The sequence below is a fragment of the Streptomyces sp. EDA2-14 genome (genome assembly GCF_054963755.1).
The window spans coordinates 341,863-367,525 of sequence record NZ_JBUEGE010000002.1 but is presented as its reverse complement, the minus strand read 5'-3'; the positions used below and the strand labels follow the sequence as shown (position 1 = coordinate 367,525).

Annotated in this window: 23 protein-coding genes; 8 read left to right on the top strand and 15 right to left on the bottom strand. The window is 71.2% G+C overall.

Annotated features, from left to right (window positions below; translation table 11 throughout):
• Positions 1-148 precede the first annotated feature (148 nt).
• From ACY34M_RS07965 to ACY34M_RS07915, 11 genes are all read right to left on the bottom strand, one after another.
• A complete protein-coding gene (locus ACY34M_RS07965) occupies positions 149-604 on the bottom strand; it encodes a large conductance mechanosensitive channel protein MscL (protein WP_425830677.1) in 456 nt (151 codons plus the stop codon).
• A gap of 83 nt (positions 605-687) precedes the next feature.
• On the bottom strand, positions 688-2,223 hold the full coding sequence (locus ACY34M_RS07960) for an NADH-quinone oxidoreductase subunit N (protein WP_462716282.1): 1,536 nt from the start codon (positions 2,221-2,223) through the stop codon (positions 688-690).
• On the bottom strand, positions 2,220-3,794 hold the full coding sequence (locus ACY34M_RS07955; protein WP_462716283.1) for a complex I subunit 4 family protein: 1,575 nt from the start codon (positions 3,792-3,794) through the stop codon (positions 2,220-2,222). Before ACY34M_RS07955 ends, ACY34M_RS07960 begins: the two co-directional genes overlap by 4 nt.
• Positions 3,795-3,800: 6 nt before the next feature.
• Positions 3,801-5,828, bottom strand: coding sequence for an NADH-quinone oxidoreductase subunit 5 family protein (locus ACY34M_RS07950; RefSeq protein ID WP_462716284.1), 2,028 nt, complete (start codon positions 5,826-5,828; stop codon positions 3,801-3,803).
• Positions 5,825-6,220 carry an NADH-quinone oxidoreductase subunit NuoK gene (gene nuoK, locus ACY34M_RS07945; RefSeq protein WP_462716285.1) on the bottom strand — a complete coding sequence of 132 codons (396 nt, stop codon included), beginning with the start codon at positions 6,218-6,220 and terminating at the stop codon, positions 5,825-5,827. Before nuoK ends, ACY34M_RS07950 begins: the two co-directional genes overlap by 4 nt.
• Positions 6,220-6,855, bottom strand: a complete 636-nt coding sequence (locus ACY34M_RS07940; RefSeq protein ID WP_462716286.1) for an NADH-quinone oxidoreductase subunit J family protein — start codon at positions 6,853-6,855, stop codon at positions 6,220-6,222. The genes nuoK and ACY34M_RS07940 overlap by 1 nt, the downstream gene beginning before the upstream one ends.
• The gene (locus tag ACY34M_RS07935) at positions 6,852-7,547 is read right to left on the bottom strand and encodes a NuoI/complex I 23 kDa subunit family protein (RefSeq protein WP_462716287.1); all 696 of its coding nucleotides are present in this window, start codon (positions 7,545-7,547) and stop codon (positions 6,852-6,854) included. The genes ACY34M_RS07940 and ACY34M_RS07935 overlap by 4 nt, the downstream gene beginning before the upstream one ends.
• Positions 7,547-8,515, bottom strand: coding sequence for a complex I subunit 1/NuoH family protein (locus ACY34M_RS07930; RefSeq protein ID WP_462716288.1), 969 nt, complete (start codon positions 8,513-8,515; stop codon positions 7,547-7,549). The genes ACY34M_RS07935 and ACY34M_RS07930 overlap by 1 nt, the downstream gene beginning before the upstream one ends.
• Positions 8,512-9,522, bottom strand: coding sequence for an NADH-quinone oxidoreductase subunit C (locus ACY34M_RS07925; RefSeq protein WP_462716289.1), 1,011 nt, complete (start codon positions 9,520-9,522; stop codon positions 8,512-8,514). Before ACY34M_RS07925 ends, ACY34M_RS07930 begins: the two co-directional genes overlap by 4 nt.
• The gene (locus tag ACY34M_RS07920; RefSeq protein ID WP_462716290.1) at positions 9,519-10,169 is read right to left on the bottom strand and encodes an NADH-quinone oxidoreductase subunit B; all 651 of its coding nucleotides are present in this window, start codon (positions 10,167-10,169) and stop codon (positions 9,519-9,521) included. The genes ACY34M_RS07925 and ACY34M_RS07920 overlap by 4 nt, the downstream gene beginning before the upstream one ends.
• Complete coding sequence (locus tag ACY34M_RS07915; RefSeq protein ID WP_462716291.1) at positions 10,160-10,558, bottom strand: NADH-quinone oxidoreductase subunit A; 399 nt, start codon at positions 10,556-10,558, stop codon at positions 10,160-10,162. Before ACY34M_RS07915 ends, ACY34M_RS07920 begins: the two co-directional genes overlap by 10 nt.
• A gap of 217 nt (positions 10,559-10,775) precedes the next feature.
• Here ACY34M_RS07915 and ACY34M_RS07910 point away from each other — a divergent pair, with 217 nt between their 5' ends.
• From ACY34M_RS07910 to ACY34M_RS07875, 8 genes are all read left to right on the top strand, one after another.
• A complete protein-coding gene (locus ACY34M_RS07910; protein WP_462716292.1) occupies positions 10,776-11,969 on the top strand; it encodes a sensor histidine kinase in 1,194 nt (397 codons plus the stop codon).
• 168 nt (positions 11,970-12,137) lie between these two features.
• Positions 12,138-13,556 (top strand): sensor histidine kinase, encoded by a 1,419-nt coding sequence (locus ACY34M_RS07905; protein WP_462716293.1) that lies wholly within the window; start codon positions 12,138-12,140, stop codon positions 13,554-13,556.
• 199 nt (positions 13,557-13,755) lie between these two features.
• Entirely contained in the window at positions 13,756-14,415 is a 660-nt protein-coding gene (locus ACY34M_RS07900) for a LuxR C-terminal-related transcriptional regulator (RefSeq protein ID WP_462716608.1), read from the top strand.
• 254 nt (positions 14,416-14,669) lie between these two features.
• Positions 14,670-16,616: a 2-oxoacid:acceptor oxidoreductase subunit alpha gene (locus ACY34M_RS07895; RefSeq protein ID WP_462716294.1), complete on the top strand. Its 1,947-nt coding sequence runs from the start codon at positions 14,670-14,672 to the stop codon at positions 16,614-16,616.
• Positions 16,609-17,706, top strand: a complete 1,098-nt coding sequence (locus ACY34M_RS07890) for a 2-oxoacid:ferredoxin oxidoreductase subunit beta (protein WP_462716295.1) — start codon at positions 16,609-16,611, stop codon at positions 17,704-17,706. Before ACY34M_RS07895 ends, ACY34M_RS07890 begins: the two co-directional genes overlap by 8 nt.
• Positions 17,707-17,832: 126 nt before the next feature.
• A complete protein-coding gene (rarD, locus tag ACY34M_RS07885; protein WP_462716296.1) occupies positions 17,833-18,855 on the top strand; it encodes an EamA family transporter RarD in 1,023 nt (340 codons plus the stop codon).
• Entirely contained in the window at positions 18,852-19,301 is a 450-nt protein-coding gene (locus ACY34M_RS07880) for a VOC family protein (protein ID WP_462716297.1), read from the top strand. The genes rarD and ACY34M_RS07880 overlap by 4 nt, the downstream gene beginning before the upstream one ends.
• Positions 19,302-19,530: 229 nt before the next feature.
• Positions 19,531-21,138, top strand: a complete 1,608-nt coding sequence (locus tag ACY34M_RS07875) for an SLC5/6 family protein (RefSeq protein WP_462716298.1) — start codon at positions 19,531-19,533, stop codon at positions 21,136-21,138.
• Positions 21,139-21,157: 19 nt separating this feature from the next.
• Here ACY34M_RS07875 and ACY34M_RS07870 read toward each other — a convergent pair whose 3' ends face one another.
• From ACY34M_RS07870 to ACY34M_RS07855, 4 genes are all read right to left on the bottom strand, one after another.
• Positions 21,158-22,036: an ABC transporter permease gene (locus ACY34M_RS07870; protein WP_462716299.1), complete on the bottom strand. Its 879-nt coding sequence runs from the start codon at positions 22,034-22,036 to the stop codon at positions 21,158-21,160.
• Entirely contained in the window at positions 22,023-22,976 is a 954-nt protein-coding gene (locus tag ACY34M_RS07865; protein ID WP_462716300.1) for an ABC transporter ATP-binding protein, read from the bottom strand. Before ACY34M_RS07865 ends, ACY34M_RS07870 begins: the two co-directional genes overlap by 14 nt.
• Before the next feature lie 66 nt (positions 22,977-23,042).
• Positions 23,043-24,284, bottom strand: coding sequence for a LolA family protein (locus ACY34M_RS07860; RefSeq protein ID WP_462716301.1), 1,242 nt, complete (start codon positions 24,282-24,284; stop codon positions 23,043-23,045).
• Between the two features lie 253 nt (positions 24,285-24,537).
• A complete protein-coding gene (locus ACY34M_RS07855; protein WP_462716302.1) occupies positions 24,538-25,548 on the bottom strand; it encodes a polyprenyl synthetase family protein in 1,011 nt (336 codons plus the stop codon).
• Positions 25,549-25,663 lie beyond the last annotated feature (115 nt).

The following is a 25,663-nucleotide window of genomic DNA, read 5'->3' as shown; positions in this document are numbered from 1 at the left end:
CTTGCTTGTCTACTGCTTCCACTGGGTCTGGAGCCTGTACGTGTTTCCACGTCCAGTGGACCCTCCCTGACTGGTCAACGCCAGACGAGGAGGACGAGTTCCCTTGCCCGCACGGGACGGGCCGGTGTGCGCCTGTAGGCCGACCGGGTCAGCGCTGCTGCGGCAGGCCCGCCAGTTCCAGGGCCTCGGGGTCCGCCTCGATCTCGCTGGTGCAGTGCGCGCAGCGGGTGGCGATGCCGGGGATCTGGGTGTAGCAGCGCGGGCAGTCGCGCAGGGCCGCCTTGATGTCGACGGGCTTGCCGCGGTCCAGGCGCGCCTGGAGCTTCATCATCGGGACGACGATGCAGAAGTAGAGCACCGCGGCGGTGATCAGGAAGGCGATGATCGCGCTGACGAACTTGCCGTACGGGAAGTCGGTGCCCTCGACCGTGAAGTGTGCCTCGCCGAAGTCGCCGGTGGACTGCGTGGCGATACCGATGAGCGGCGCGATGAACGCCGTACTGAGTGCGGTGACCACAGCCGTGAACGCGGTTCCGACCGCGAGGCCGATGGCCATCGTGATGATGTTTCCGCGAAGGATGAAGTCCTTGAACCCGCTCAGCACGACGCCTGTCTCCTTGATGTGGGGCTGTGGTCATTGGTGGGGGGCCGGGGAGCGGCCCGCACGTGTGTGCCGTACGAGGGTGCCTAGAAGAGGCCCGTCGAGGCAAAACGCAGGACCAATTGCGGTGCCCCGGAGAGCGCCACTCCGACGACGGCGGTGACGGCGATCGCCGCTGTGAGCGGGGTGGACGCGCGATGGACGGCGGGCTCGCCCTCAGGGGCGCGGAAGAGCGTCGCGGTCCACTGGAGGTAGTAGAAGAGCGCGATCACGACGTTCACGGCCATGACGACGGCGAGCCAGCCGAGCCCCGCGTCGACGGCCGCGGAGAACACCGTGACCTTCGCGAAAAGGCCGATGATGCCGGGCGGCAGCCCCGCAAGGCACAGCAGGAAGAAGCCCAGGACGAGCGCGGCGGCCGGGTGCGAGGCGTACAGGCCCCGGTAGTCGCTGATGCGGTTCAGCGGCTTTGTACGGGCGACGAGGGCGGCCACGGCGAAGGCGCCGAGGTTCACGGCGGCGTACATGAGGGCGTACGCGAGGGTGGAGCCGATGGACTTCTGGGGGTCGTCGGAGTACGCGGCCGCGGCGATCGGCACCAGGAGGTAGCCGGCCTGCCCGACGGAGGACCAGGCGAGCAGGCGGACGGCGCTGTACGCGCGCGTGGCCTGCTGGCGGATGGCGGCGACGTTGCCGACGGTCATGGTCAGCGCGGCGAGCGCGGCCAGCGCAGGGCCCCACACGTCGGCGTACGAGGGGAACGCGACGACCGTGACGAGGATGAGGCCGGAGAAGCCGACGGCCTTGCCGATGACCGACAGGTAGGCGGCGACCGGCAGCGGCGCGCCCACGTAGGTGTCCGGTACCCAGAAGTGGAACGGCACGGCGGCCGTCTTGAAGGCGAAGCCCACGAGGGTGAGCGCGACACCGGTCTGCGCCAGGGTGTGGAGCTGGCCGTCCACGTGGGTCAGCTCGGTGGCGACCCGGGTGAGGTGCAGGGTGCCCGTGGACGCGTACACGAAGCTCACGCCGAGCAGGGTGACGGCGGTCGCGGTGACCGAGGAGAGGAAGAACTTCAGGGCCGCGTCGGAGGAGCGCCGGTCGCCCTGCTTGAGGCCCACGAGGGCGAAGGCGGGCAGCGAGGCGACTTCCAGGGCGACGACGAGCGTGGCCAGGTCGCGGGAGGCGGGCAGCAGGGCCGCGCCCGCGGCCGAGGACAGCAGGAGGAACCAGAACTCCCCTTCGGGAAGCGGCCTGCCCGCCTTCTTGGCGTCCTTCAGGGAGCTGATCGAGAGCAGCGCGGTGAGCAGGGCGCCGGCCAGGACCAGGAACTGGATCACGAGCGTGAAGCGGTCGGCCGTGTAGCTGCAGGCGTCGAACGACGCGCCCTTGAGGCAGAACGTGGAGCGCTCGTCCCCGATCAGCGGCAGCAGCGCGAGGGCCGCGGCGGCCAGGCCCACGACGGAGATCCAGCCCAGGACGGCCTTGCGGCGCTCCTCCACGAACAGGTCGGCGACCAGGACGACGAGGGCCACGACCGCCGCGATCGTGGGCGGCGCGATGGCGACCCAGTCGACGGACTGGACGAGGGACGCCACGGAGGGCGCGGCGACGGCGATCACTGGAGGCCTCCTGCGAGGAGCTTCTGCACGGCTGGGTTCGTGAGGCCGAGCAGGGCGGCGGGCCACAGACCCGCGAGCACGGTGAGGGCGACGAGCGGGGTCCATGCGGCGAACTCGTAGCCGCGTACGTCGGCGACGGCGACGGTCTCCTCCGGGCGCGGGCCCATGCAGACGCGGCGGACCACGATGAGCATGTACGCGGCGGTGAGCAGCGTGCCGAGGGCCGCGATCGCCATGAAGACGAGGAACGCGGGGCGGCTGAGTCCTTCGGCGGGCTTGAACGCGCCGAACAGCGCGAGCATCTCGCCCCAGAACCCGGCCAGGCCCGGCAGGCCGAGCGAGGCGACGGCGCCGAAGGCGAGGAGGCCGCCGAGGCGTGGCGCCTTGCCGTACAGGGCCATGCCGCCCTGCTCGGCAAGGGCGTCGAGGTCGCTGGTGCCGGTCCGGTCCTTGAGCGCGCCGACGAGGAAGAAGAGCAGGCCGGTGATGAGTCCGTGCGCGATGTTGGCGAACAGCGCGCCGTTCACGCCGGTCGGGCTCATCGTCGCGATGCCGAGCAGCACGAAGCCCATGTGGCCGACGGAGGAGTACGCGATGAGGCGCTTGAGATCGCCCTTCGCGCCCTGCTTCGCCAGGTTCAGGCAGGCCAGGGACCCGTAGATGATCCCGACGACGGCGAGTGCGGCGAGGTACGGGGCGAAGGTCCGCATGCCGTCGGGCGCGATGGGGAGCAGGATCCGGACGAACCCGTACGTACCCATCTTCAGCAGCACGCCGGCGAGGAGCACCGAGCCGACGGTCGGGGCGGCGGTGTGGGCGTCCGGCAGCCAGCTGTGCAGCGGCCACATCGGGGTCTTCACAGCGAGCCCGATCCCGATCGCCAGAACGGCGATGACCTGCACGGACGTGCTCAGACCCCGGCCGTTGTCAGTGGCCAGTGCCATCATGTCGAACGTGCCCGACTTAACGCCGATAAGGAGGAGGCCGAGGAGCATCACGACCGAGCCGAGCAGCGTGAAGAGGATGAACTTCCAGGCCGCCTGAGCCCGTTGTTCCCCGCCCCATCGCGCGATGAGGAAGTACATCGGGATGAGGACCATCTCGAACGCGAGGAAGAAGAGGAGGAGGTCAAGGACGGCGAAGGTCGCGAGTGTGCCCGATTCCAGGACCAGGATCAGGGCGACGAATGCCTTGGGGGAAGGCCCCGACCGCATCGTGAAGTAGGAGTACAGCGCGCACAGGAACGTCAGCAGCGCCGTGAGCACCAGGAGGGGGAGGGAGATGCCGTCGATGCCGAGGTGGATACGCACGTCGAGCGCCGGGATCCAGCTGATGTCGGTCGTCGCCTGCATCTTCGACGGCTGGTCGTGGTCGAAGCCGAGCGCGAGAACGATCGCGGCGATGAGGATCACGCCGGTCACGGTCACACCATGGCGGAGCACGGCCTGGTCGGGGGATTTCCCCTTCAGTCCGGGCGGGGCCGGGAGAAGGGCGGCGACGGCACCGATGAGCGGGCCGACGACGATCAATGCGAGAAGGAACTGCATCACGGATTCGCTGATATCGATCACGGCTGCTCACGCTCCGGCGGTGGCGACGAGGACGACGGCGACCACCAGAACGACGGTGCCTGCGAGCAGTGCGCTGAGGTAGGTCTGCACGTTTCCGGTCTGGGCCCTGCGCACGGCCCAGCCCAGCGCCTTCGGCGCCTCGGCCGCCCCGCGTACGTAGGTGTCGACGACCGCGCGGTCGAGGAAGCCGACCAGCGAGGCGGCGGCCCGCACCGGGCGGACGAAGAGCGCCGCGTACACGGCGTCGAGGTGGAAGCCGAGAGCCGCGTGCCGGTGCAGCGGGCCGAGCAGGAGGCGGCTCGGGTCGGCCGGGTCCTGGGCGCTCGCGACGTCGCCGTACGCGGCGGCGTGACTGGCCACCGCCTCGGCCTCGACGAGACCGCCGTCGCCCCGCTCGCTGTCGACGGCGACCGCGCCGATCGGGACGGCGGCCCGGTCCGCCATCGCGGTGGTGTGCCGCCAGGCCGCATAGGTGACCAGGCCGCCGACGAGCGCGAAGCCGGTGCCGAGGACGGAGGTGGTCAGCGTCGGGGTGAGGGAGGTTCCGTCGAACCAGTCGGGCAGCACGCCCGCGAGCAGACCGAAGGCGAGGGAGGGGATCGCCAGGACCCACAGGACGGCGTTCATCGCGACCGGCTGCTTGCCGTGGTCGGGGGCCTCGCCACCGCGGCCCTTGAACGTGAGGAGCCACAGCCGGGTCGCGTAGGCGGCGGTGAGCAGGGCCGTGATCAGGCCCGCGACGAGGACGATCCAGCCGGCCGCGGTCGGCGCGGTCACCGCGTTCTCGTGGCCGGTGACGGTGCGCTCGGCGGCGCCGAGGACGGCCTCCTTGGAGAAGAAACCGCTGAACGGCGGGATCGCGGCGAGCGCGAGCAGCGCCACGGTCATCGTCCAGAAGGCGTCGGGCACGCGGTCGCGCAGGTCCTTCATGCGGGACATCGCGGCCAGCGAGTTGGTGCCGGCGGCGTGGATGATCACGCCCGCCGCGAGGAACAGCAGCGCCTTGAAGGCGCCGTGCGACAGGAGGTGGAAGACGGCGGCGTCGCGGCTGCCGACGGCGAGCGCGCCGGTCATGTAGCCGAGCTGGCCGACGGTCGAGTACGCGAGGACGCGCTTGATGTCGTCCTGGGCGAGCGCGGCGAGGGCCGAGCCGGCCATGGTCACCGCGGCCATGACGGCGAGCACGATCAGCGCTGCCTGCGAGGCGGCGAAGACCGGGAGGAGGCGGGCGACGAAGTAGACGCCGGCGGCGACCATCGTCGCGGCGTGGATCAGCGCGGAGACGGGCGTGGGGCCCGCCATCGCGTCGGGCAGCCAGGTGTGCAGCGGGAACTGCGCGGACTTGCCCGCCACACCGGCGAGGAGCAGGAGGGCGATCAGGGTCGGGTGGTCGAGGCCGCCCTCGCTCGTGACCTTGCCCAGGATCGTCGTGATGCGGAACGAGCCCGCGTCCACGGCGAGCGCGAACAGGCCGATCAGGAAGGGGACGTCGCCGAGCTTCGTGACCAGGAACGCCTTGAGGGACGCGGCCCGTGCCTCGGGGGTCTCCCAGTAGTGGCCGACGAGGAAGTACGAGCAGATGCCCATGACTTCCCAGCCGACCAGCAGCACCATCAGGTCGCCGGAGTAGACGACCAGGAACATCGCGGAGGTGAAGAGCGAGACGAGCGCGGCGTACGAGGGGTAGCGCGGGTCGTCGCGCAGATAGCCCGTCGAGTAGATCTGCACGCAGGTCGCGACCAGGCCGACCACGATCGCGACGAGGGCGGCGAAGCCGTCGATGTGCAGGGCGAGTTCGATCGGCACGGAGCCGGTCGGGGCGAGCTGGGTGTGCGCGTCGAGGGCGGCCGTGCCGTTGCCCGTGCCGCCGCCCTGGTCGAGGGCGACGACGACGGCGAGGGCCAGCGCGGCCAGCGTCGGCAGGACGGCCAGCGGGCGGGCGAACGCGGGCGCCGTGCGGCCGAGCAGCAGGCCGGCGACGGCGCCGAGGAACGGCAGGAGGGGGACGAGCACGGCGAGGTTCGTGGTGGTCACGCGGTGGCCTCGGCCTTCTCGTCCGTGGCGGCGGTGGCGGCCGCCGGGGTCTCGGACGGGTCGTGCGGGTCGTCGGCCGGGTCGTGCGGCTCGGCGGAGTCGCGGAGCTTGTCGATGTCCGACGTGCCGCGGGCGCGGTGGACGGCCAGGACGATCGCCAGGCCGATGCCGATCTCGGCGGCGGCGATGGCGATGGTGAACAGGGTGAGGGCCTGGCCCGCGTGCAAGGTGTCGCGCAGCCAGACGTCGAAGGCGACGAGGTTCAGGTTGACGGCGTTGAGCATCAGCTCGACCGACATCAGGACCAGGATCGCGTTGCGGCGGGCCAGTACGCCGTACAGGCCCGTGCAGAAGAGGAGGGAGGAGAGGACGGCGGGGTAGGCGAGGTGCATCAGCGGGTTCCCTCACCTTCGAGCGCTTCGGTGGCTTCACCTGCGAGCGCTTGGGTGGCTCCGGCGGCCGAGGTGGTGTTCTTCCTGCGGGACAGGACGATCGCGCCGACCAGGGCGGCGAGGAGGAGGACCGAGAGCGCCTCGAACGGCAGGACCCAGTGCTTGAAGAGGATCGAGCCGGTGACGTCCGTGCTGCCCTGCACGGGGCCGTCGAGGTCGATCCAGGTCGTGCGGAACGCGTCGACGACGACCCAGACCAGGGCGGCGGCGGAGGCGACGGCCACGGTCAGGGCGGCCCAGCGGTTGGGGCTGTCCGCGTCCGGCGAGCGGCCGATGGGCGCGCGGGTCAGCATCAGTCCGAACAGAAGGAGGACCACGACGGAACCGACGTAGATGAGGACCTGCACCCAGGCGATGAACTCGGCGGTGAGCAGGAGGTACTCGACGGCGAGCCCGCCGAGGGCGACGACCAGCCACAGAGCGGCGTGCACCAGCTGCTTCGTGGTGACGGTGACGATCGCCGCGGCGAAGGTCACCAGGCCCACGAGCACGAAGGCGATCTCGACGCCCGACGTGGAGAGGAACCCGTGGCTGTCGGCCGCCGTGGCGACGGCCGCCGGTACGGCGAGGATCATGCGGTGGGCTCCTCTCCGGGGTCGGCGGGACGGGGCTTTGGGGGCGCCTCGGCCTCGGCTCCGGCCTCGGCTCCGGCCCCGGCCCCGGCCCCGGCCCCGGCCCCGGCCCCGGCCCCGGCTCCGGCCCCGGCTCCGGCTCCGGCCTCGGCTGTGGCCTCGGCCTCCCGGGCCGCCGCCAGCTTGTCGGCGGACTTGCGGGCCGCGACGAGTTCCTTGGGGTCCTCGGCCGCGGGGTCGAGGGCGGGTGGGGACGGGACCGTCCACATCCACTCGCGGAGCTTGTCGCGTTCGTGGGTGAGCTCGCGGATGTCGGTCTCGGCGTACTCGAACTCCGGGGACCAGAACAGCGCGTCGAAGGGGCACACCTCGATGCAGATACCGCAGTACATGCAGAGGGAGAAGTCGATGGCGAAACGGTCGAGGACGTTGCGGCTGCGCTCGCGGCCGCCGGGCGCGGCGGGCGGCACCGTCTCCTTGTGGGAGTCGATGTAGATGCACCAGTCGGGGCACTCGCGGGCGCACAGCATGCAGACCGTGCAGTTCTCCTCGAACAGACCGATCACGCCGCGGGTGCGGGGCGGGAGGTCGGGCTGGGCCTCGGGGTACTGCTCGGTGACGGTCTTCTTCGTCATCGTGCGCAGGGTCACGGCGAGGCCCTTGGCCAGGCCGGAGCCGGGGAAGTTCGCGGGCATCAGTTGATCGCCACCTTCACGATTCCGGTGAGCGCGATCTGCGCGAGGGCGAGGGGGACGAGGGTCGTCCAGGCGAGCTTCTGGAGCTGGTCCTCGCGCAGTCGGGGGTAGGAGACGCGGAGCCAGATGACGACGAAGGCGAGGATCGCGGTCTTGAGCAGGGTCCAGATCCAGCCCATGCCGTCGGCGCCCCAGGGGCCGTGCCAGCCGCCCAGGAACAGCACCGTGGTCAGTCCGCAGAGCACCACGATGCCCGCGTACTCGGCGAGCAGGAACAGGGCGAAGCGCAGCCCCGTGTACTCGGTGTACGCGCCGAAGATGATCTCGGAGTCGGCGACCGGCATGTCGAACGGCGGGCGCTGGAGCTCCGCGAGACCCGCCACGAAGAAGACGAGGGCGCCGACGATCTGCCAGGGCAGCCACCACCACTCGAAGGCGTCGAGGATGCCGGTCAGGGAGACCGTTCCCGCGGCCATCGCGACGGAGGCCGCGGCGAGCAGCATCGGGAGTTCGTACGCCAGGAGTTGCGCGGCCGTGCGCAGGCCGCCCAGGAGGGAGAACTTGTTGGCGCTCGCCCAGCCCGCCATCAGCGAGCCGAGCACGCCGACGCCCATGACCGCGAGGACGAAGAAGATGCCCGCGTCGACGACCGCGCCGGCCGCGCCGTCGCCGGGGCCGACCGGGATGGCGAGCAGCACCAGGAGGTACGGGAGGAGGGCGACAGCGGGGGCGAGCTGGAAGACGCGGCGGTCGGCGTCGGCCGGGACCACGTCCTCCTTCTGCGCGAACTTGACGCCGTCGGCGACCAGTTGGGCCCAGCCGTGGAAACCGCCCGCGTACATGGGGCCGAGGCGGCCCTGCATGTGGGCCATGACCTTGTGTTCGGTCTGGCCGACGACCAGGGGCAGCACCAGGAAGGCGACGAAGACGACGACGAGGCGCAGGGCGACGTCGAGAGCGTCGTTCACTCGTTGCCTCCGTTGGTGTCCGTCTTGGTGTCCGTCGGAGTCTCGGTGGTGTCCGTCGGGGGCTCTTCCGGCGTGGCTTCCGGTTTCGGGGGCTCCTCGTCGAACGCGGGCTTGGCGTGGTGCCAGGGGGCGTCGCTGGAGCGGGGTTCCGGGGCCTTGGCCGGGGGTTCGGTGGGCGTCGCCGGGCGTTGCGAGGCGGAGCCCTGGGAGGCGCTGCGGGAGCGGCGCGCCGGACGGGCCGGCGTCTCCGGGGTCTCGGCGGGGGTCTCGGCAGCGGCCTCCGCCTGGCTCGCGGAGCCCTGACTCGCCGAACCCTGGCTCGCCGACCGCGTACGCCGCGCCGGCCGCTCCCCCGCCGCACCAGCCGCGCCCGCCGCACGCCCGGCCGCACCAGCCGCTCGCGCGCCCCGCGCGGGCCGGGCCGGGGCAGGTGGCAACTGGCCCTTCAGGGGCCCCCATTCGTTCGGGTCGGGGACGCCGGGCGGCAGCATCTGGCGCCGCTTGGGGCCGCCGTGCTCGGACTCCCCCGGCTCCTTCGCACCCGGCCACGCCTTCGCGACGCGCGCCGCGAGCACGAAGTCCTTGCGCAGCGGATGGCCCTCGAAGCCGTCGGGGAGGAGGAGCGGGTCGAGCCCCGGGTGGTCGGTGAAGTCGACGCCGAACATCTCGTGGGTCTCGCGCTCGTGCCAGGCGGCGCCCGCGTACACGTCGACCGCAGACGCGAGCACGGGAGCCGCGTGCGGAACCGTCGTGCGCAGCAGCAGCCGACGTACGGAGCCGGGCGCGACGGCGGCGACGTGCGCGCACACGCGGAAGCCGGACTCCGGTTCGTCGACGGCGCTCAGCCAGTCGAAGTAGGTGCACCCCAGGGTCGTACGGGCCGTCGTCAGAGCAGCGATCCACTCGTCCGCCGGGACGTCGACGGTCAGCAGGTCGTACGCCTCCTCGACCGTCGCCTCCGCGCCGAACAGCTCCTCGACGGGGCTCGGCAGCCAGCCCGCGCTCATGCCGTGCCCCCCGGCTTCGGCGGCTGCACGAGACCGCTGCTCAGCGCCGCGGCCGAGGGCCGGCCCGCCGCCGCGTCGGCGGACGCGTACCGCTCGCCGAGCGATTCGCGGGCGATCTTCTCCTGGAGCTTGAGGATGCCCTGGAGCAGCGCCTCCGGACGGGGCGGGCAGCCGGGCACGTAGACGTCGACCGGAATGATCTGGTCGACGCCCTTGGTGACCGAGTACGAATCCCAGTACGGGCCGCCGCAGTTGGAGCAGGCGCCGAACGAGATGACGTACTTCGGCTCGGGCATCTGCTCGTACAGCCGCTTCACGGCGGGAGCCATCTTGTCGGTCACGGTGCCCGAGACCACCATCAGGTCGGCCTGGCGCGGACCCGGTGCGAACGGGATCACGCCGAGCCGGATGAAGTCGTGGCGCGCCATGGACGCGGCGATGAACTCGATGGCACAGCAGGCGAGGCCGAAGTTGAAGACCCACAGGCTGTAGCGGCGGCCCCAGTTGAGGACCACCTTCATCGGCTCGGGGGCGAGCCGCGAGAGCACGCCCAGCTTCTTCGGCCCGATGGGGTCCGGCAGGTCCACGGGAGCAGGAGTCACGGGAGCAGGGGTCTCGGGAGCAGGAGTCACGGCGCTCACGTCCACGTAAGGACGCCCTTCTTGTATGCGTACAGCAGGCCGACGGCGAGGAAGCCGAGGAAGATGAACATTTCGACGAGGGTCGTCGCGCCGTATCCCGGCGCGGCGAAGACCGTGGCCCAGGGGAAGAGGAAGATCGAGTCGACCGCGAAGATCACGTAGAGGAAGGCGTACACGTAGTAGCGGACCTGGGTGTGGGCCCAGCCCTCGCCGACGGGGTCGACGCCGCATTCGTACGTGAGGAACTTTTCCCGGGTGGGGACCACGGGCCGCAGCAGCTTGCCCGAGCCGAAGGCGACGGCGACGAAGAGCACGCCGACGACGGCGAGCAGCCCGACCACCGAGTACGAATGGAAGTAGTCCGCCGCGCCGACGGTCACGTCCGATCCCGTCACGTACCTGCGCCCCTCGCGAGTTCGTTGTGTTCGACGATCTGTACGCACGGGAGTCTAGGCCCTGTTAAAGGGACGGTAAGCAGCCCGGTGTCGGGGGCTTTCGCGCAGCGCCGTTCGTGGTCCGGTTCACGGTGCGTTTCGTGGTGGGGTTATCCCCCGATCGACTTGGCGGTCGGCCTCATGGCGCCCCGTGTCGGGCCAGGGCACTCTTGCCGCTATGACCGAGCAACTCGACACTCCCGAAGCCCACCCGGTGCTGCCTCCGCCCCGAATCGGATACGACAGCGCCACGTGGAAGGAGATCGCCTATCTCCTGAGCAGCTTCCCGCTGGCCGTCTTCGGATTCGTGTACGCGGTCACGATGGTGGCCCTCGGCGCGGGGCTCACCGTCACGGTGATCGGTCTGCCGCTGATCGCCGGCGGGCTCAGCGGCGCGCGGCTGCTCGGCAAGGCGGAGCGCGGGCGGGCGCGGGCGCTGCTCGGTGTGCGCATCGAGGAGCCGAGCCCGCTGCCGGTGCGGCGCGCGGACGGGTTCTTCGGCTGGCTGTGGACCGGGCTCAAGGACCCGGTGGGCTGGCGCACGGTGCTGTACGAAGTGATCCGGTTGCCGTGGGCCATCATGACGTTCACGATCACGCTGGTCGGCCTCTTCGTGCTGTGGCCGGTGCTGCCGTTCATCGCGCGCGGTCTGGGCAACGCGGACCGGGCGATGGTGCGGGCGCTGCTCTCCCCCTCCGACGAGTTGGAGCGGCGGATCGAGCAGCTCGAGTCGGACCGGGGTGTCGTCGTCGACACGGCCGCCGCCGATCTGCGGCGCATCGAGCGCGATCTGCACGACGGGGCGCAGGCCCGGCTGGTCAACCTGGCCATGGGCCTCGGTCTCGCGAAGGAGAAGCTCCTGGAGGGGCAGGCCGACGACGCGGTGGCGGCGATGGTCGACGAGGCGCACGGAGAGGTGAAGCTCGCGCTTCAGGAACTGCGGGACCTGGCGCGCGGCATCCACCCGGCGGTGCTCACCGACCGGGGGCTCGACGCGGCGCTGTCCGCCGTGGCCTCGCGCTGCACCGTGCCGGTGAAGGTGACGGCCGAGCTGCCGGACCGGCCGGCCGAGGCGATCGAGGGCATCGCGTACTTCACGGTCTCCGAACTGCTCCAGAACGTGAGCAAGCACAGCGGCGCGCGCTCGGCCTCGGTCGATGTGTGGCGCTCGCAGGACCGGCTGCTCATACAGGTGCGGGACGACGGCCGGGGCGGCGCGAGCCTCGCCAAGGGGACCGGCATGGCGGGCCTCGCGGAGCGGCTCGACGCGGTCGACGGGCTGTTCGTCGTGGACTCGCCGGACGGCGGACCGACGACGATCACGGCGGAGCTGCCGTGGCGCGACCGGACCGAGCCGGTACGGCAGAGGTAGGGAAAACCCCCGGTCGAAGACGCCGACCCACCGCATGGTCGCGGGGCGCGCCCGCGAGGAGGCTTGAAGCAGAACGGCACCCCCACGACACCCCGGTAACCGGCGGACCCGAGCGGCGGCGGAGCGGCGGACCCGGGCAGCGGACCCGAGCAGAACGGACGGACACCGATGGCCACGCACCAGTACGGATATCGCGAGCAGAGCGACGCGTACTCGCCCTCGCCCCCGTCCTCCTCCGGGAACCGGGGTCTGAACCGGCTGCCGGCCGGGCTGCGGGCGCCGGTCGAGGGGCGGACCTGGCGGGAGTTCGGGTATCTGCTGCTCAACCTGCCGCTCGGCATCGTCGGATTCGTGTGGGCCGTGACGATGACCTCGCTCGGGGTCGGCCTGCTGATCACGTTCATCGGGGTCCCGGTGCTCGCGGCGGCGCTCGCCGGGGCGCGCGGGCTCGGCGCGCTTGAGCGGGTGCGGGCGCGCGGGCTGCTCGGCGTGGAGGTCGGTACGCCGGAGCCGCTGCGGCCGCGCACGGGCGGGCCGATGGGGTGGATCGGGGCGACGCTCAAGAGCGGCGTCTCGTGGCGGCATCTGCTGTACGGGGTGCTGCACCTGCCGTGGGCGGTGTTCGGCTTCTCCGTGGGACTGACGTTCTGGGCGACCGGCTGGACGATGCTCACGTATCCGCTGTGGCGCTGGGTGTTCCCGGCGTACGTGGGGCAGAACGGCATTCAGCTGTACGGGGACGCGGGCCACGCCGTGTATCTGGACAACCCCTTCGAGATCACGGTGACCGCGGCGCTCGGGCTGCTCGTCACGCTGGCCACGCCGTGGGTGATCCGGGCGCTGACGACGGTGGACCGGCTGATGGTGGTCGGGCTGCTCGGCCCGTCCCGGCTCGCGTCGCGCGTGGTGGAGCTGGAGTCGGACCGGGGCGTCGTGGTCGACACGGCGGCGGCCGACCTGCGGCGCATCGAGCGGGATCTGCACGACGGGGCGCAGGCCCGCCTCGTCGGTCTGGCGATGGATCTCGGCGTGGCCAAGGAGAAGCTGAGCGAGGACCCGGCGACGGCGGCGCGGATGGTGGACGAGGCGCACGGTGAGGTGAAGACGGCGCTGCAGGAGCTGCGGGACCTGGCGCGGGGGATCCATCCGGCGGTGCTCACCGACCGGGGGCTCGACGCGGCGCTGTCGGCGGTGGCCTCGCGGTGCGCGGTGCCGGTGCAGGTGGAGGTCGATCTGGCGGAGCGGCCGGCGCCGGCCATCGAGGGGATCGCCTACTTCACGGTGTCGGAGCTTCTGCGGAACGTGAGCGCGCACAGTCGGGCGACGCGTGCCGAGGTCGATGTGTGGCGGGCGCGGGACCGGTTGATGGTGCAGGTGTACGACAACGGGGGCGGCGGAGCGGTGGCTGGAGCGGGAGGGGCATCGCGCAGCGATTCGGTTGAGGGCGGTGGTGGGCGACGGGCGGGCAGGTCCGGGTTGGCGGCGCTGGCCGGGCGGCTCGACGCGGTCGACGGGATCCTGCTGGTCGAGTCGCCGGTGGGCGGGCCCACGCGGGTGACGGCGGAATTGCCATGGCGGCGGGCGTGACCCGGGGTTGACGCCGTAGTGCCGGTCATTCAAGCCCCGCCGGCGATTGAGGCGCGGGGTCCGGGGCGGAGCCCCGTGACGTGGGGCGGCCGGTCGGCGGCTCAGGTCCCGCCTCTTCCCCCGCTCCCCCCGCGCACACCCCCCGATCCTGGAATGCTGGGGTCATCAGAATGGGGGGTACAGGAACGTGGAGGACAAGGTGCGGGTCGTCATCGCCGAGGATTCAGTGCTGCTCAGGGAGGGCCTGACCCGGTTGCTCACGGACCGGGGGCACGAGGTCGTCGCGGGTGTCGGCGACGGGGAGGCACTGGTCAAGACCATCACCGAGCTGGGGGAACAGGCGCAGTTGCCTGACGTGGTCGTCGCGGACGTACGGATGCCGCCCACGCACACGGACGAAGGCGTGCGCGCGGCCGTGCAGTTGCGGGCGAGGTTTCCCGACCTCGGGGTACTGGTCCTTTCGCAGTACGTGGAGGAGCAGTACGCGACGGAATTGCTCGCCGGGTCGAGCCGTGGCGTCGGGTACCTGCTCAAGGACCGGGTCGCCGAGGTGCGGGAGTTCGTGGACGCGGTGGTCCGGGTGGCCGAGGGCGGCACCGCGCTCGACCCCGAGGTGGTCGCGCAGTTGCTCGGGCGCAGCCGCAAGCAGGACGTGCTGGCGAATCTGACGCCGCGTGAGCGCGAGGTGCTGGGCCTGATGGCGGAGGGCCGGACGAACTCGGCGATCGCCCGTCAGCTCGTGGTGAGCGACGGCGCGGTCGAGAAGCACGTGAGCAACATCTTCCTGAAGCTGGGGCTGTCCCAGAGTGACGGGGATCACCGTCGCGTACTGGCGGTGCTGACCTACCTGAACTCCTGATTACCTGACACCCTGTCAGATAATGCGGGGCAGCGAACACCGCAGGCAGTGACGAGCCACCGAAGAACCACCGACCGAGCAAGCGCGTCTTCCGCAGGGAATCACCACACAAATCGGGGCGACCCGCCGTCTCATTTCCTGGTCCACCATGCGAATCGCCCCAGGAAGGCGACCCTTACAGACGTAGGGTGGGCCTTGGGATGGCCGGTGGGACGGCCGTGCCCGCACAGCCGCCTCGAGGGAGGTCCAGTTCAGTGACCAGCCAGGTCAGTAGCACCACCGAGCAGGACGACGGGACCGACAGCGCTGTCGTCGGCGGGCAGCGCACATCGGCCGGACAATCGAGCAAGGACGTACGGCGTGTGGACCGGGTGATCATCCGGTTCGCGGGTGACTCCGGTGACGGCATGCAGCTCACGGGCGACCGTTTCACCTCGGAGACCGCCTCTTTCGGCAACGACCTGTCGACGTTGCCGAACTTCCCGGCCGAGATCCGCGCCCCCGCGGGGACGCTGCCGGGCGTGTCCTCCTTCCAGCTGCACTTCGCCGACCACGACATCCTCACGCCGGGCGACGCGCCGAACGTGCTGGTGGCGATGAACCCGGCCGCGTTGAAGGCGAACATCGGGGACGTGCCGCGCGGCGCCGAAGTGATCGTCAATACGGACGAATTCACCAAGCGGGCGATGCAGAAGGTCGGTTACGCGGAGAGCCCCCTCGAGGACGGCTCGCTCGACGGGTACCACGTGCACCCGGTGCCGCTCACCACGCTGACGGTCGAGGCGCTGAAGGAGTTCGACCTCTCGCGCAAGGACGCGGGGCGCTCCAAGAACATGTTCGCGCTCGGCCTGCTGTCGTGGATGTACCACCGGCCGACCGAGGGCACGGAGAAGTTCCTCAAGGCCAAGTTCGCCAAGAAGCCCGAGATCATGCGGGCGAACCTGGCGGCGTTCCACGCGGGCTGGAACTTCGGCGAGACGACGGAGGACTTCGCGGTCTCCTACGAGGTCGCCCCCGCCGCCAGCGCCTTCCCCACCGGCACCTACCGCAACATCTCCGGGAACCTGGCCCTGTCCTACGGGCTGATCGCCGCGTCCCGGCAGGCCGACCTGCCGCTGTACCTGGGCTCGTACCCGATCACGCCGGCGAGCGACATCCTGCACGAGCTGAGCAAGCACAAGAACTTCGGCGTACGCACCTTCCAGGCGGAGGACGAGATCGCCGGGATCGGCGCCGCGCTCGGCGCGGCGTTCGGCGGCAGCCTCGGCGTCACCACCACCTCCGGGCCCGGTGTCGCGCTCAAGTCCGAGACCGTCGGCCTCGCCGTCAGCCTCGAACTGCCGCTGCTCGTCATCGACATCCAGCGCGGCGGCCCCTCGACCGGGCTGCCGACCAAGACCGAGCAGGCGGACCTGCTCCAGGCCATGTACGGGCGCAACGGCGAGGCCCCGGTCCCGGTCGTCGCGCCCATGACGCCCGCCGACTGCTTCGACGCCGCGCTCGAGGCGGCCCGGATCGCGGTCACGTACCGCACCCCGGTCATGCTGCTCTCGGACGGCTACCTGGCCAACGGCTCGGAGCCGTGGCGCATCCCGGAGATCGACGAACTGCCTGACCTGCGCGTCCAGTTCGCCTCGGGACCGAACCACACCGCCGAGGACGGCACCGAGGTCTTCCAGCCGTACAAGCGCGATCCGCAGACCCTCGCGCGCCCCTGGGCGGTCCCCGGCACGCCGGGGCTCGAACACCGGATCGGCGGCATCGAGAAGCAGGACGGCACGGGCAACATCTCGTACGACCCGGCCAACCACGACTTCATGGTGCGCACCCGGCAGGCGAAGATCGACGGCATCGACGTGCCGGACATCGAGGTCGACGACCCCACCGGCGAGGCCCGCACCCTGGTCCTCGGCTGGGGTTCGACGTACGGCCCGATCACGGCCGCGGTCCGCCGCCTGCGCACGGCCGGCGAGCACATCGCACAGGCCCATCTGCGCCACCTCAACCCGTTCCCGCGGAATCTGGGCACGGTTTTGCAGCGTTACGACAAGGTGGTGATCCCCGAGATGAACCTCGGTCAGCTCGCCACGCTCGTCCGGGCCAAGTACTTGGTGGACGCGCACAGCTACAACCAGGTCAACGGAATGCCGTTCAAGGCTGAGCAGCTCGCCACGGCTCTCAAGGAGGCCATCGATGGCTGATACGCAGACCAAGGAGCCCAAGGAGGGGACCGGGGACAGCGGGGAGACGCTTCTGTCGCTCGTCCCCAAGGCCGAGGGCAAGCAGTCCATGAAGGACTTCAAGTCCGACCAGGAAGTGCGCTGGTGCCCCGGCTGCGGCGACTACGCGGTCCTCGCCGCCGTGCAGGGCTTCATGCCCGAGCTCGGTCTGGCGAAGGAGAACATCGTCTTCGTCTCAGGCATCGGCTGCTCCTCCCGCTTCCCGTACTACATGAACACGTACGGGATGCACTCCATCCACGGCCGTGCCCCGGCCATCGCGACCGGGCTCGCCTCCTCCCGGCGGGACCTGAGCGTGTGGGTCGTGACCGGTGACGGGGACGCGCTGTCCATCGGCGGCAACCACCTGATCCACGCCCTGCGGCGCAACGTGAACCTCAAGATCCTGCTGTTCAACAACCGGATCTACGGGCTCACCAAGGGCCAGTACTCCCCGACCTCCGAGGTCGGCAAGATCACCAAGTCGACGCCGATGGGCTCGCTGGACGCGCCCTTCAACCCGGTGTCGCTGGCCCTCGGCGCGGAGGCGTCCTTCGTGGCCCGCACCGTCGACTCGGACCGCAAGCACCTCACGTCGGTGCTGCGCCAGGCCGCCGACCACCCGGGCACGGCGCTCGTCGAGATCTACCAGAACTGCAACATCTTCAACGACGGCGCCTTCGAGGTCCTCAAGGACAAGCAGCAGGCCGAGGAGGCGGTCATCCGCCTCGAACACGGTCAGCCCATCACCTTCGGGCCCGACGCGTCGAAGGGCGTCGTGCGCGACGCGGCCACCGGCGACCTGGAGGTCGTGCCGGTCACGGACGACAACCGGGCCGACATCCTGGTCCACGACGCCCACGCGGCGTCCCCGACCACGGCCTTCGCGCTCTCCCGGCTCGCCGACGCCGACACCCTGCACCACACCCCCATCGGCGTCCTGCGCGACGTCGAGCGCCCGGTCTACGACGTGCAGATGAGCGACCAGCTCGACGCCGCGATCGAACAGAACGGGAAGGGCGACCTCGGCGCACTGCTGTCGGGCGGCGACACCTGGACCGTGGTCGGCTGAGTCTCCTCGCCGCGCACCGGTACGAGCGTCAGGACCGTATGGCGATACGGGCATGACGTACGGGGCCCGGCGGCGCTACCTTCGTGGTGGCCGCCGCCGGGCTGCCGTGTGTCAGGAGGAGGGTCCATGCAGGACGGGGCGGGTGCGGAGCCGGGCCGTCGGAGCCGGAGCGAGGGGCGCATCGGCCTCCTCAACGGATTCGCGGCGTACGGGATGTGGGGCCTCGTCCCCCTGTACTGGCCACTGCTCAAGCCCGCGGGAGCCGTGGAGGTCCTGGCCCACCGGATGGTGTGGGCGCTGGTCGTCGTGGGGCTCGCGCTGCTCTTCGTACGGAAGTGGGGCTGGGCGCGCGAGCTGATCCGGCAGCCGAAGCGGCTGGGGCTCGTCGCGATCGCCGCGACCGTCATCACGATCAACTGGGGCGTCTACATCTGGTCCGTGAACTCGGGCCATGTCGTCGAGGCCTCGCTCGGGTACTTCATCAACCCGCTCGTCTCGATCGCGCTCGGCGTCCTGCTCCTGAAGGAGCGGCTGCGGCCCGCGCAGTGGGCGGCCGTCGGGACGGGCGTCGTCGCCGTCCTGGTGCTGGCCGTCGGGTACGGGCAGCCGCCGTGGATCTCGCTGGTGCTCGCGTTCTCGTTCGGGACGTACGGGCTCGTGAAGAAGAAGGTGAACCTGAGCGGCCTGGAGTCGCTCGCCGCCGAGACCGTCGTGCAGTTCCTGCCCGCGCTCGCCTATCTGCTGTGGCTGGCGGCGCAGGGCCGCTCCACGTTCGAGACGCACGGCGTGGGACATGCCGCGCTGCTCGCGTCGGCGGGCCTGATCACGGCGATCCCGCTGGTGTGCTTCGGCGCGGCGGCGATCCGGGTGCCGCTGTCGACGCTGGGGCTGCTGCAGTACCTGACGCCCGTCTTCCAGTTCCTGCTCGGGGTCTGGTACTTCCACGAGGCGATGCCGGCCGAGCGGCTGGCCGGGTTCGCGCTGGTCTGGCTGGCGCTGATCCTGCTGACCTGGGACGCGCTGCGCACCGCGCGGACCAACCGGGCACGCCTCGCGCGGGCCGAGGCGGAGGCGGCAGCGGCGGACGGGACACGACATGCGCCAACTTCCGAACAAACAGACGAAGTTCGGCCTATAACTGGCGCATGACACTGCACTGGAAGCTCGTCGTCGACGCCACCGACCCGCACGCGCAGGCCGAGTTCTGGGGAGCCGCTCTCGGCTACGAGGTCGAGGACAACGCCGCCCTGATCGAGCGGCTCCTCGGATTCGGCGCGCTGAGCGAGGCGGACACCGTGACGCGCTGGGAGCGGCGGGCCTTCCGCGACCTGGTCGCCGTGCGCCACCCCGACGACCCGGTGGACGCGGACTCCGGGACCGGGCTCGGCCGCCGGATCCTGTTCCAGCGGGTGCCCGAGGCCAAGAGCGGCAAGAACCGGCTGCACATCGACGTGCACGCCGGGCCCGGCCGGCGGGCGGCCGAGTCCGAGCGGCTCACCGGCCTCGGCGCGCGCGTGCTGGAGGAGGTCAAGGCGCAGGGCGGCGAGTGGCTGCTGATGGCCGACCCCGAGGGGAACGAGTTCTGCCTCCAGTAATCCACTTCGGGTGGAAAGTCACCAACTCTTCGCGGAATCACCTCCGTTCACCTCCCAGCGCTCCCTCTAACCGCCGGTAACTTGTGTGCGACCGTCCGGGCGGTCGATGCCGAAGTCGCGTCCCGCCCGCGCCTGAAGCAACACGTTCTGCTCCTGGAGGAGCCTTGACCTACGGACGCCTCCCGGGCGCCTGCACCGGCCCGCGCCCGGACCACCGGATCGGTGCCTGATGGGGGACTTCAACGGCGGACTCACCGCCGCCCTGCTCCTGTTCCTGCTCTTCATCGGCGCCTGCCTGTTCCTGTCGATGTGGGCCAGCCCCGATCTCCGCGTCGGCGACGAGTTCTTCCGCGTCGGCGAGGGGAACCGGCTCGGGGCCCGCCTGATCGGGCTCGCCTACGCCGGTGACATCGCGAACGCCGCCGCGGTCATGTTCCTCGTCGGGGTCGTGGCCGTGGCCGGCGGGGACGGCGTGGCCGTCGCCACGTGCGCCGCACTGTCACCGCTCTTGATGCGGCAGTGGCTGGCGAAGCGCCTCGCGGGCATCGGCGGACGGTCGTTCGGCGAGACCGTCACCCGTCATCTGCCCCCGGGGCCCGGCCGCCGCGCCGCCGGCGTCGCCCTGCTCACCGCGACGGTTCCGCTGATCACCGCCCAGTTGCAGCCCATCGGCGACACGGCCCGGATGGTCGGCATCGACGACCTCGCGACCCGGCAGATTCTCATCGTGCTGATGGGCGCCCTGATCGTCGCCTGCGCGGCGATCGGCGCCACTCGGGGCGCGACCGTGCTGCAACTCGTCAAGATCGGCGGGCTGATGCTCATTGCCCCGATCCTCGCCCTCCTGGTCGTGATCAGGTTCGGCGGGGACTTCGGCGCGCTCGTCCACGCCGCCGACCAGCACAGGACCGGCTCGGCCGGCTTTCTGGAGATGGGCCAGCTCTTCGGCAACGGCCCCATCGGATTCATCGACCTCGCCGCGTTCTGCTCCTGCGTACTGACGGGCGCGGCCTTCATGCCGTACCTCATCGCGCGCTTCACCGACGCTCCGCATCCGCGCGCCGCCCGCCGCGTCGCGGGCGTGGGCTTCGCCGTCATCGCCCCGCTGTGCGCCCTGGCGGCCCTCATCGGCTTCGGCGCGGCGGCCCTCGTACCCCAGAAGGACCTCGTGTCCCAGGGGCAGTTCGGCGGAAACATCATCACCCGCCTCGCCATCGCCCTGGACGGCGACGACGGGCTCGGCAAGTGGCTGCTGTTCGGGCTCTGCACCACCTTCCTGACGGTCCTCGCGGCGGCCTCCGTCCTCCTGCTGTCCACGGCCGCCTCCGTCGTCCGCGACCTCGGCGCCGGCGGCCCGGTGGCCAAGCCGGAGGGGCTCAAGGCCGACGGCACGATGAGCGTCAGCGCGGGCCGCGCCCGCCTCACCATGAGCATCGTCGGCGGGGTGAGCATTCTGCTCGCCGCCCTCACTCCCGACGTCAGCCCGATGTTCTGGCTGGTCCTGTCCTACACGGTGACCACCTCGTCGGTCCTGCCGCTCGTGATCCACTCGCTGCGCAGCGACCGCCCCATGTCCGCGGCGGCCATGAAGCGCTGCGTCTACGGGAGCACGGCGGCGATCCTGATCGCCACCTTCTTCTCCCCCTCGGTCTCGGGAAACCCGTACGCGGTCTTCCCCGGCCTGGACTGGAGCTACTGGCCGTTCTACTCCTCGGTCCTGGTGAGCGCCCCCGTCGGCTTCCTGCTCGCCCGGCCGCGCCGCGGCGACCACCCGAAGCAGAACCGCGGGCAGGGCGCCACTCCCGCCGGGGCCCCGTTCCCCACGAGGGCCGGCTGACCGCGGCCCCCGGCGCGGTTCACGACGTGATGTCCTTCGCCGTGAACCGCGCCCACGCGGCGGAGCCGAACACCGCCGCGTAGAGGGCCTGCAGTTCAAGGTTCTTGATCACGTCGTCCCAGTACACGGGCTCCCGCATCAGGTCGGCGAAGGACAACCACTCATGGGAGAACAGATACGGCTGGACCGCGTGCAGCTGCGGAATCTGGTCGAGGATCTGCACGGTGATCAGCAGGCCCACCGTCGTCGCCATCGCCGCGATGCCGCTGCCGGTGAGCGTCGAGACGAACAGGCCGACCGCCGCGATGCCGACCAGCGACGCCGCGACCACGAGCGCGATCAGGAACGCCCGCCACAGCCCCTCGCCGAAGCCGATCCGGGTACCGGAGATGGTGATCACGTCGCCGAGCGGGAACAGCACCGCCCCGGTGATCAGCGCGGAGACCGCGACCACCAGCGTCGCCACCAGGCAGAAGGCGAGCACGCTCGCGTACTTGGTGAGCAGCAGGCGGGTCCGGCCCGCGGGGGCGACCAGCAGATAGCGCAGCGTCCCCGCGCTCGCCTCGCCCGCGACGGCGTCGCCCGCGACGACACCGACCGCCATGGGCAGGAAGAACGGGAGCGTCGCGGCGAGCGCCGTGAACACCAGGAAAAGGCCGTTGTTCGTGATCTGCGCGATGAACGCGGGGCCGCCCCCGCCGGCCGCCCCGTCCCCGCTCGTCTCGATCTTCACGGCCACGCCGATCAGGACCGGCACCCCGGCCAGGACCGCGAGGAGCGCGAGCGTGCGCCAGCGGCGCAGCGTCACGGTCAGCTCGCTGCGCAGCAGACCCAGCGTCCACAGGGGGTGGGCCGCCCGCGGCGCCTCCACCGTCCCGGCCGTCTCAACCCGCGACATCGAAGCCCTCTCCCGTCAGCGCGACGAACGCGTCCTCCAGCGAGGCCCGCTCGACGCCGAAGCCGCGCACGCGCACGCCCGCGGTGACCAGCGCCGTGTTCAGATCCGCCAGATCCGTCTCCGGCGGCGGCGGTTCCGCCGTGACCAGCTCGTCCTCCGCGCCGATGACGGTCAGCCCGTGCTCCTTGAGGACGCGGGCGGCGTCGGCCGGGTCCGGGGTGGTGACGGCGAGCTTTCCGCGCGCCCCCGAGGCCAGCTCGGCGACCGGGCCCTGGGTGAGCAGGCGGCCCTTCGCCATCACCGCGGCGTGCGTGCAGACCTGCTCGATCTCGTCGAGGAGGTGCGAGGAGAGGAAGACGGTGGTGCCGTCGGAGGCCAGCTCCCGCACCAGGGTTCTGATCTCGCGCATGCCCTGCGGGTCGAGCCCGTTCGTCGGCTCGTCGAGGACGAGCAGCCGGCGCGGCGTGAGCAGGGCCGCGGCGAGGCCGAGCCGCTGCTTCATGCCGAGCGAGTACGCCCTGGCCTTCTTGCCCGCGGCGGCCGTCAGACCCACCCGGTCGAGCGCCTGCCCGACCCGCTCCTTGCGGGTGCGCGGGTCGGCGGTCGGGTCGGCGGAGTCGTAGCGCAGCAGGTTCTCCCGGCCGGTCCGGAAGCCGTACAGGGCGGGCCCCTCGATCAGCGCGCCCACCTGCGGCAGCACGGTCCTGGTCGCGCGGGGCATGGGGTGGCCGAGGACGCGGGCGGACCCGGACGTCGGCTCGATCAGGCCCATCAGCATCCGGATGGTGGTGGTCTTCCCCGAGCCGTTCGGCCCGAGGAAGCCGAAGACGGCGCCGCGCGGGACGCTCAGGCTGAGCCCGTCGACGGCCAGTTGCCCGCCCCGGTACCGCTTGGTGAGCCCACGCGTCTCGATGACCGGATCGTCCGGCTGCTCCTCCATGCCCCTCCTCCGCGAACGGGTGAGGGGGTGGTGCGCACCACCCCCTCACCATGGACAGCCGTCGGCTCAGCCCGCGTCGGCCGCCTTCACCAGTGCGTCCTTGGTGACCGCGCCCGCGTACGCCTTCCCGTCCTCGGTGATCAGTACGTTCACCAGACGGGTCGAGTAGACGGTGCCGGAGCCGAAGTCGCCCTTCACCCGGTCGCCCAGGGAGTTCAGGAACTTCTGCGCGTCGGGCGGCATCTCGGCCGAGCCCTTGCCCGCGGCCAGGCCACTGGCCTCCTTGGGGAGCTTCAGCTCGGCGATCGAGGTCCAGCCCTTGCCGATGACGTTCAGGTCGTCGAGACCGCCGGCCTTGAGGTCCTCGGCCCCGGGGGCCTTGCCCTTCATGCCTTCGGGCATCGCCCCGCGCTCACCCCGCTGCGCCTTCGCCGCCTCGTCCGCCTCGGTGACCTTCGTGCCCTTGGACGGCTTGAAGTCGAAGGTGGACGCGGCCGGCTTCGAGAAGTCGACCTTGGTGAAGCCCGCGTCGACCACGGCCGCGCCGCCGCCCGCCGGGGTCAGGCTGAACTTCAGCGGCGTACCGGTCTTGGCGTCGACGGCCACGGTGACCGCGCCGACCGTCGAGCCGGACTGCTTCGGCTTGATCTGCAGCCGGTACGCGTCCCGGCCCGCGACCTGCGACGTGCCGTCGACCGTGAACGACGTGGTGTCGCCGCCGGCCTTGAGGATCTCGTCCGTGAGCTCCTTGGGCGTCGCCGGGACGCCCTTCGGGGCCTTCTCGGCGTGGCTGCCGCCGCCCGCGCCCTGCTTCTTCTGCGCGTGGTACGCCTCGTCGGACTTGCTGTCGTAGGCCCACACGTCGTCGCCGTTGTGGATCACGCTGTACTCCGACGCGTCGTCCAGGATCGACAGCTTCTGCCGGTCCTGGCCGTCCGCCGCGACGCGCAGCGTGTGCGTGCCGGAGGCCAGCTCGGTCAGCTTCGACTGCGGGTCGGCCGAGGAGCCGCCCTCGCCGCGCCCGTCGCCGCCCATGAGGCCGCCGCCCGCGGCGCCGCCGAGGGAGGGCAGGCCCAGGTCCGTCTGGATCTTCATGGTGCCGGAGAGCTGCTCGGTGTCCGACGCGGCGATCTTCTCGATGAGCTGGCGCGCGGTGATGTCGGGGAGGTCCGGGTCGCCGGAGTCGGCGAGCGCCGGAACGAGTCCGATCGTCGCCGCGGCCACCCCCACCACGGCCACGGGGACCGCGTAGCGCACGGTCTTGCGGCGCATGCCGCTCTCGCTGTCTTCGGATGCGTACGGTGCCATGTCCTTGCCCTACCTCCGTGATCGGCGGCGGCTAACCGTCTTGTGCGCTCGTCCAGTCTGCGTCCACTCCGAGCCGCCATTCTCACCCGGATTGGTCTGGAGTGGTGTACCCCATCCGACCAAACCGGCCACAAGGAAGCGTCAGACCGCAGGCTCAACTCCGCGTACGTCTACGGGATGACACGAAGAGGCGGCACCCTCCCGTACCCGTAGGGGGTGGGTGCCGCCTCGTCACGCCATTCGTGGCACGGGATCAGCCCGCGCGGTGCACCACCGCGTCGCACAGCTCGACCATCGCGCGCTTCGCCTCGCACTCCGGGAGCGGGGCCAGGGCCGACCTGGCCTCCTCCGCGTAGCGGACGGTGTCGCGGCGGGCCTGCTCCAGGGCGGGGTGGGCGCGCAGCCGGGCGACCGCGTCGGCGAGCCGCGCGTCGTCCGAGAGGTCGGACTCCAGGAGTTCGACCAGCTCCCTGTCCTCGGCCAGGCCGAGCCGCTCGGCACGCTCGCGCAGCCGCAGCACCGGCAGCGTGGGGATGCCCTCGCGCAGGTCGGTGCCGGGCGTCTTGCCGGACTCGTGCGAGTCGGAGGCGATGTCGAGGACGTCGTCGGCGAGCTGGAAGGCGACGCCGAGCCGCTCCCCGTACTGGGTGAGCACGTCGACGACGGTCTCGTCGGCGCCGGACATCATGGCGCCGAAGCGGCACGCCACGGCGATCAGCGAGCCGGTCTTGCCGCTGAGCACGTCCAGGTAGTGGTCGACCGGGTCGCGGCCGTCGGCCGGGCCCGCGGTCTCCAGGATCTGGCCGGTGACCAGGCGCTCGAACGCCTCCGCCTGGATCCGGACGGCGTCCGGGCCGAGGTCGGCGAGGATGTGCGAGGCACGGGCGAAGAGGAAGTCACCGGTGAGCACGGCCACCGAATTGCCCCAGCGCTGGTTGGCGCTCGGCACCCCGCGCCGCACGTCCGCCTCGTCCATCACGTCGTCGTGGTAGAGCGTCGCGAGGTGCGTGAGCTCGACGACGACGGCGGAGGGCACGATGCCCGGCGCGTAGGGGTCGCCGAACTGCGCGGCGAGGCTCACGAGCAGCGGCCGGAAGCGCTTGCCCCCGGCGCGCACCAGGTGCTGGGCGGCCTCCGTGATGAAGGGAACCTCGCTCTTGGTGGCTTCGAGCAGTCCCTCCTCGACAGCCGCCAATCCGGCCTGGACATCGGCTTCGAGAGCCTGGTCCCGCACGCTAAGACCGAAAGTCCCGACGACGGTCACGAGTGGGTCTCCTGTCTGCTGACGATCACATGGCGAACTCGGTCGATCATTCGGTCGATGACACGGTTTGTCGATGTGTCGCTGCCATCACTCAAGTCAGCGTATCCGGTCGCGT

Coding starts and splice junctions, on each gene's coding strand:
- nuoK (WP_462716285.1), bottom strand. CDS start 6,220: ATGCACCTCGCCTACCCCGCCGTCCTCTCCTCCCTCCTCTTCTGCACG.
- ACY34M_RS07940 (WP_462716286.1), bottom strand. CDS start 6,855: ATGATCCTCGCCGTACCGGCGGCCGTCGCCACGGCGGCCGACAGCCAC.
- ACY34M_RS07935 (WP_462716287.1), bottom strand. CDS start 7,547: ATGCCCGCGAACTTCCCCGGCTCCGGCCTGGCCAAGGGCCTCGCCGTG.
- ACY34M_RS07925 (WP_462716289.1), bottom strand. CDS start 9,522: ATGAGCGCGGGCTGGCTGCCGAGCCCCGTCGAGGAGCTGTTCGGCGCG.
- ACY34M_RS07910 (WP_462716292.1), top strand. CDS start 10,776: ATGACCGAGCAACTCGACACTCCCGAAGCCCACCCGGTGCTGCCTCCG.
- ACY34M_RS07905 (WP_462716293.1), top strand. CDS start 12,138: ATGGCCACGCACCAGTACGGATATCGCGAGCAGAGCGACGCGTACTCG.
- ACY34M_RS07890 (WP_462716295.1), top strand. CDS start 16,609: ATGGCTGATACGCAGACCAAGGAGCCCAAGGAGGGGACCGGGGACAGC.
- rarD (WP_462716296.1), top strand. CDS start 17,833: ATGCAGGACGGGGCGGGTGCGGAGCCGGGCCGTCGGAGCCGGAGCGAG.
- ACY34M_RS07880 (WP_462716297.1), top strand. CDS start 18,852: ATGACACTGCACTGGAAGCTCGTCGTCGACGCCACCGACCCGCACGCG.
- ACY34M_RS07875 (WP_462716298.1), top strand. CDS start 19,531: ATGGGGGACTTCAACGGCGGACTCACCGCCGCCCTGCTCCTGTTCCTG.
- ACY34M_RS07870 (WP_462716299.1), bottom strand. CDS start 22,036: ATGTCGCGGGTTGAGACGGCCGGGACGGTGGAGGCGCCGCGGGCGGCC.
- ACY34M_RS07865 (WP_462716300.1), bottom strand. CDS start 22,976: ATGGAGGAGCAGCCGGACGATCCGGTCATCGAGACGCGTGGGCTCACC.
- ACY34M_RS07860 (WP_462716301.1), bottom strand. CDS start 24,284: ATGGCACCGTACGCATCCGAAGACAGCGAGAGCGGCATGCGCCGCAAG.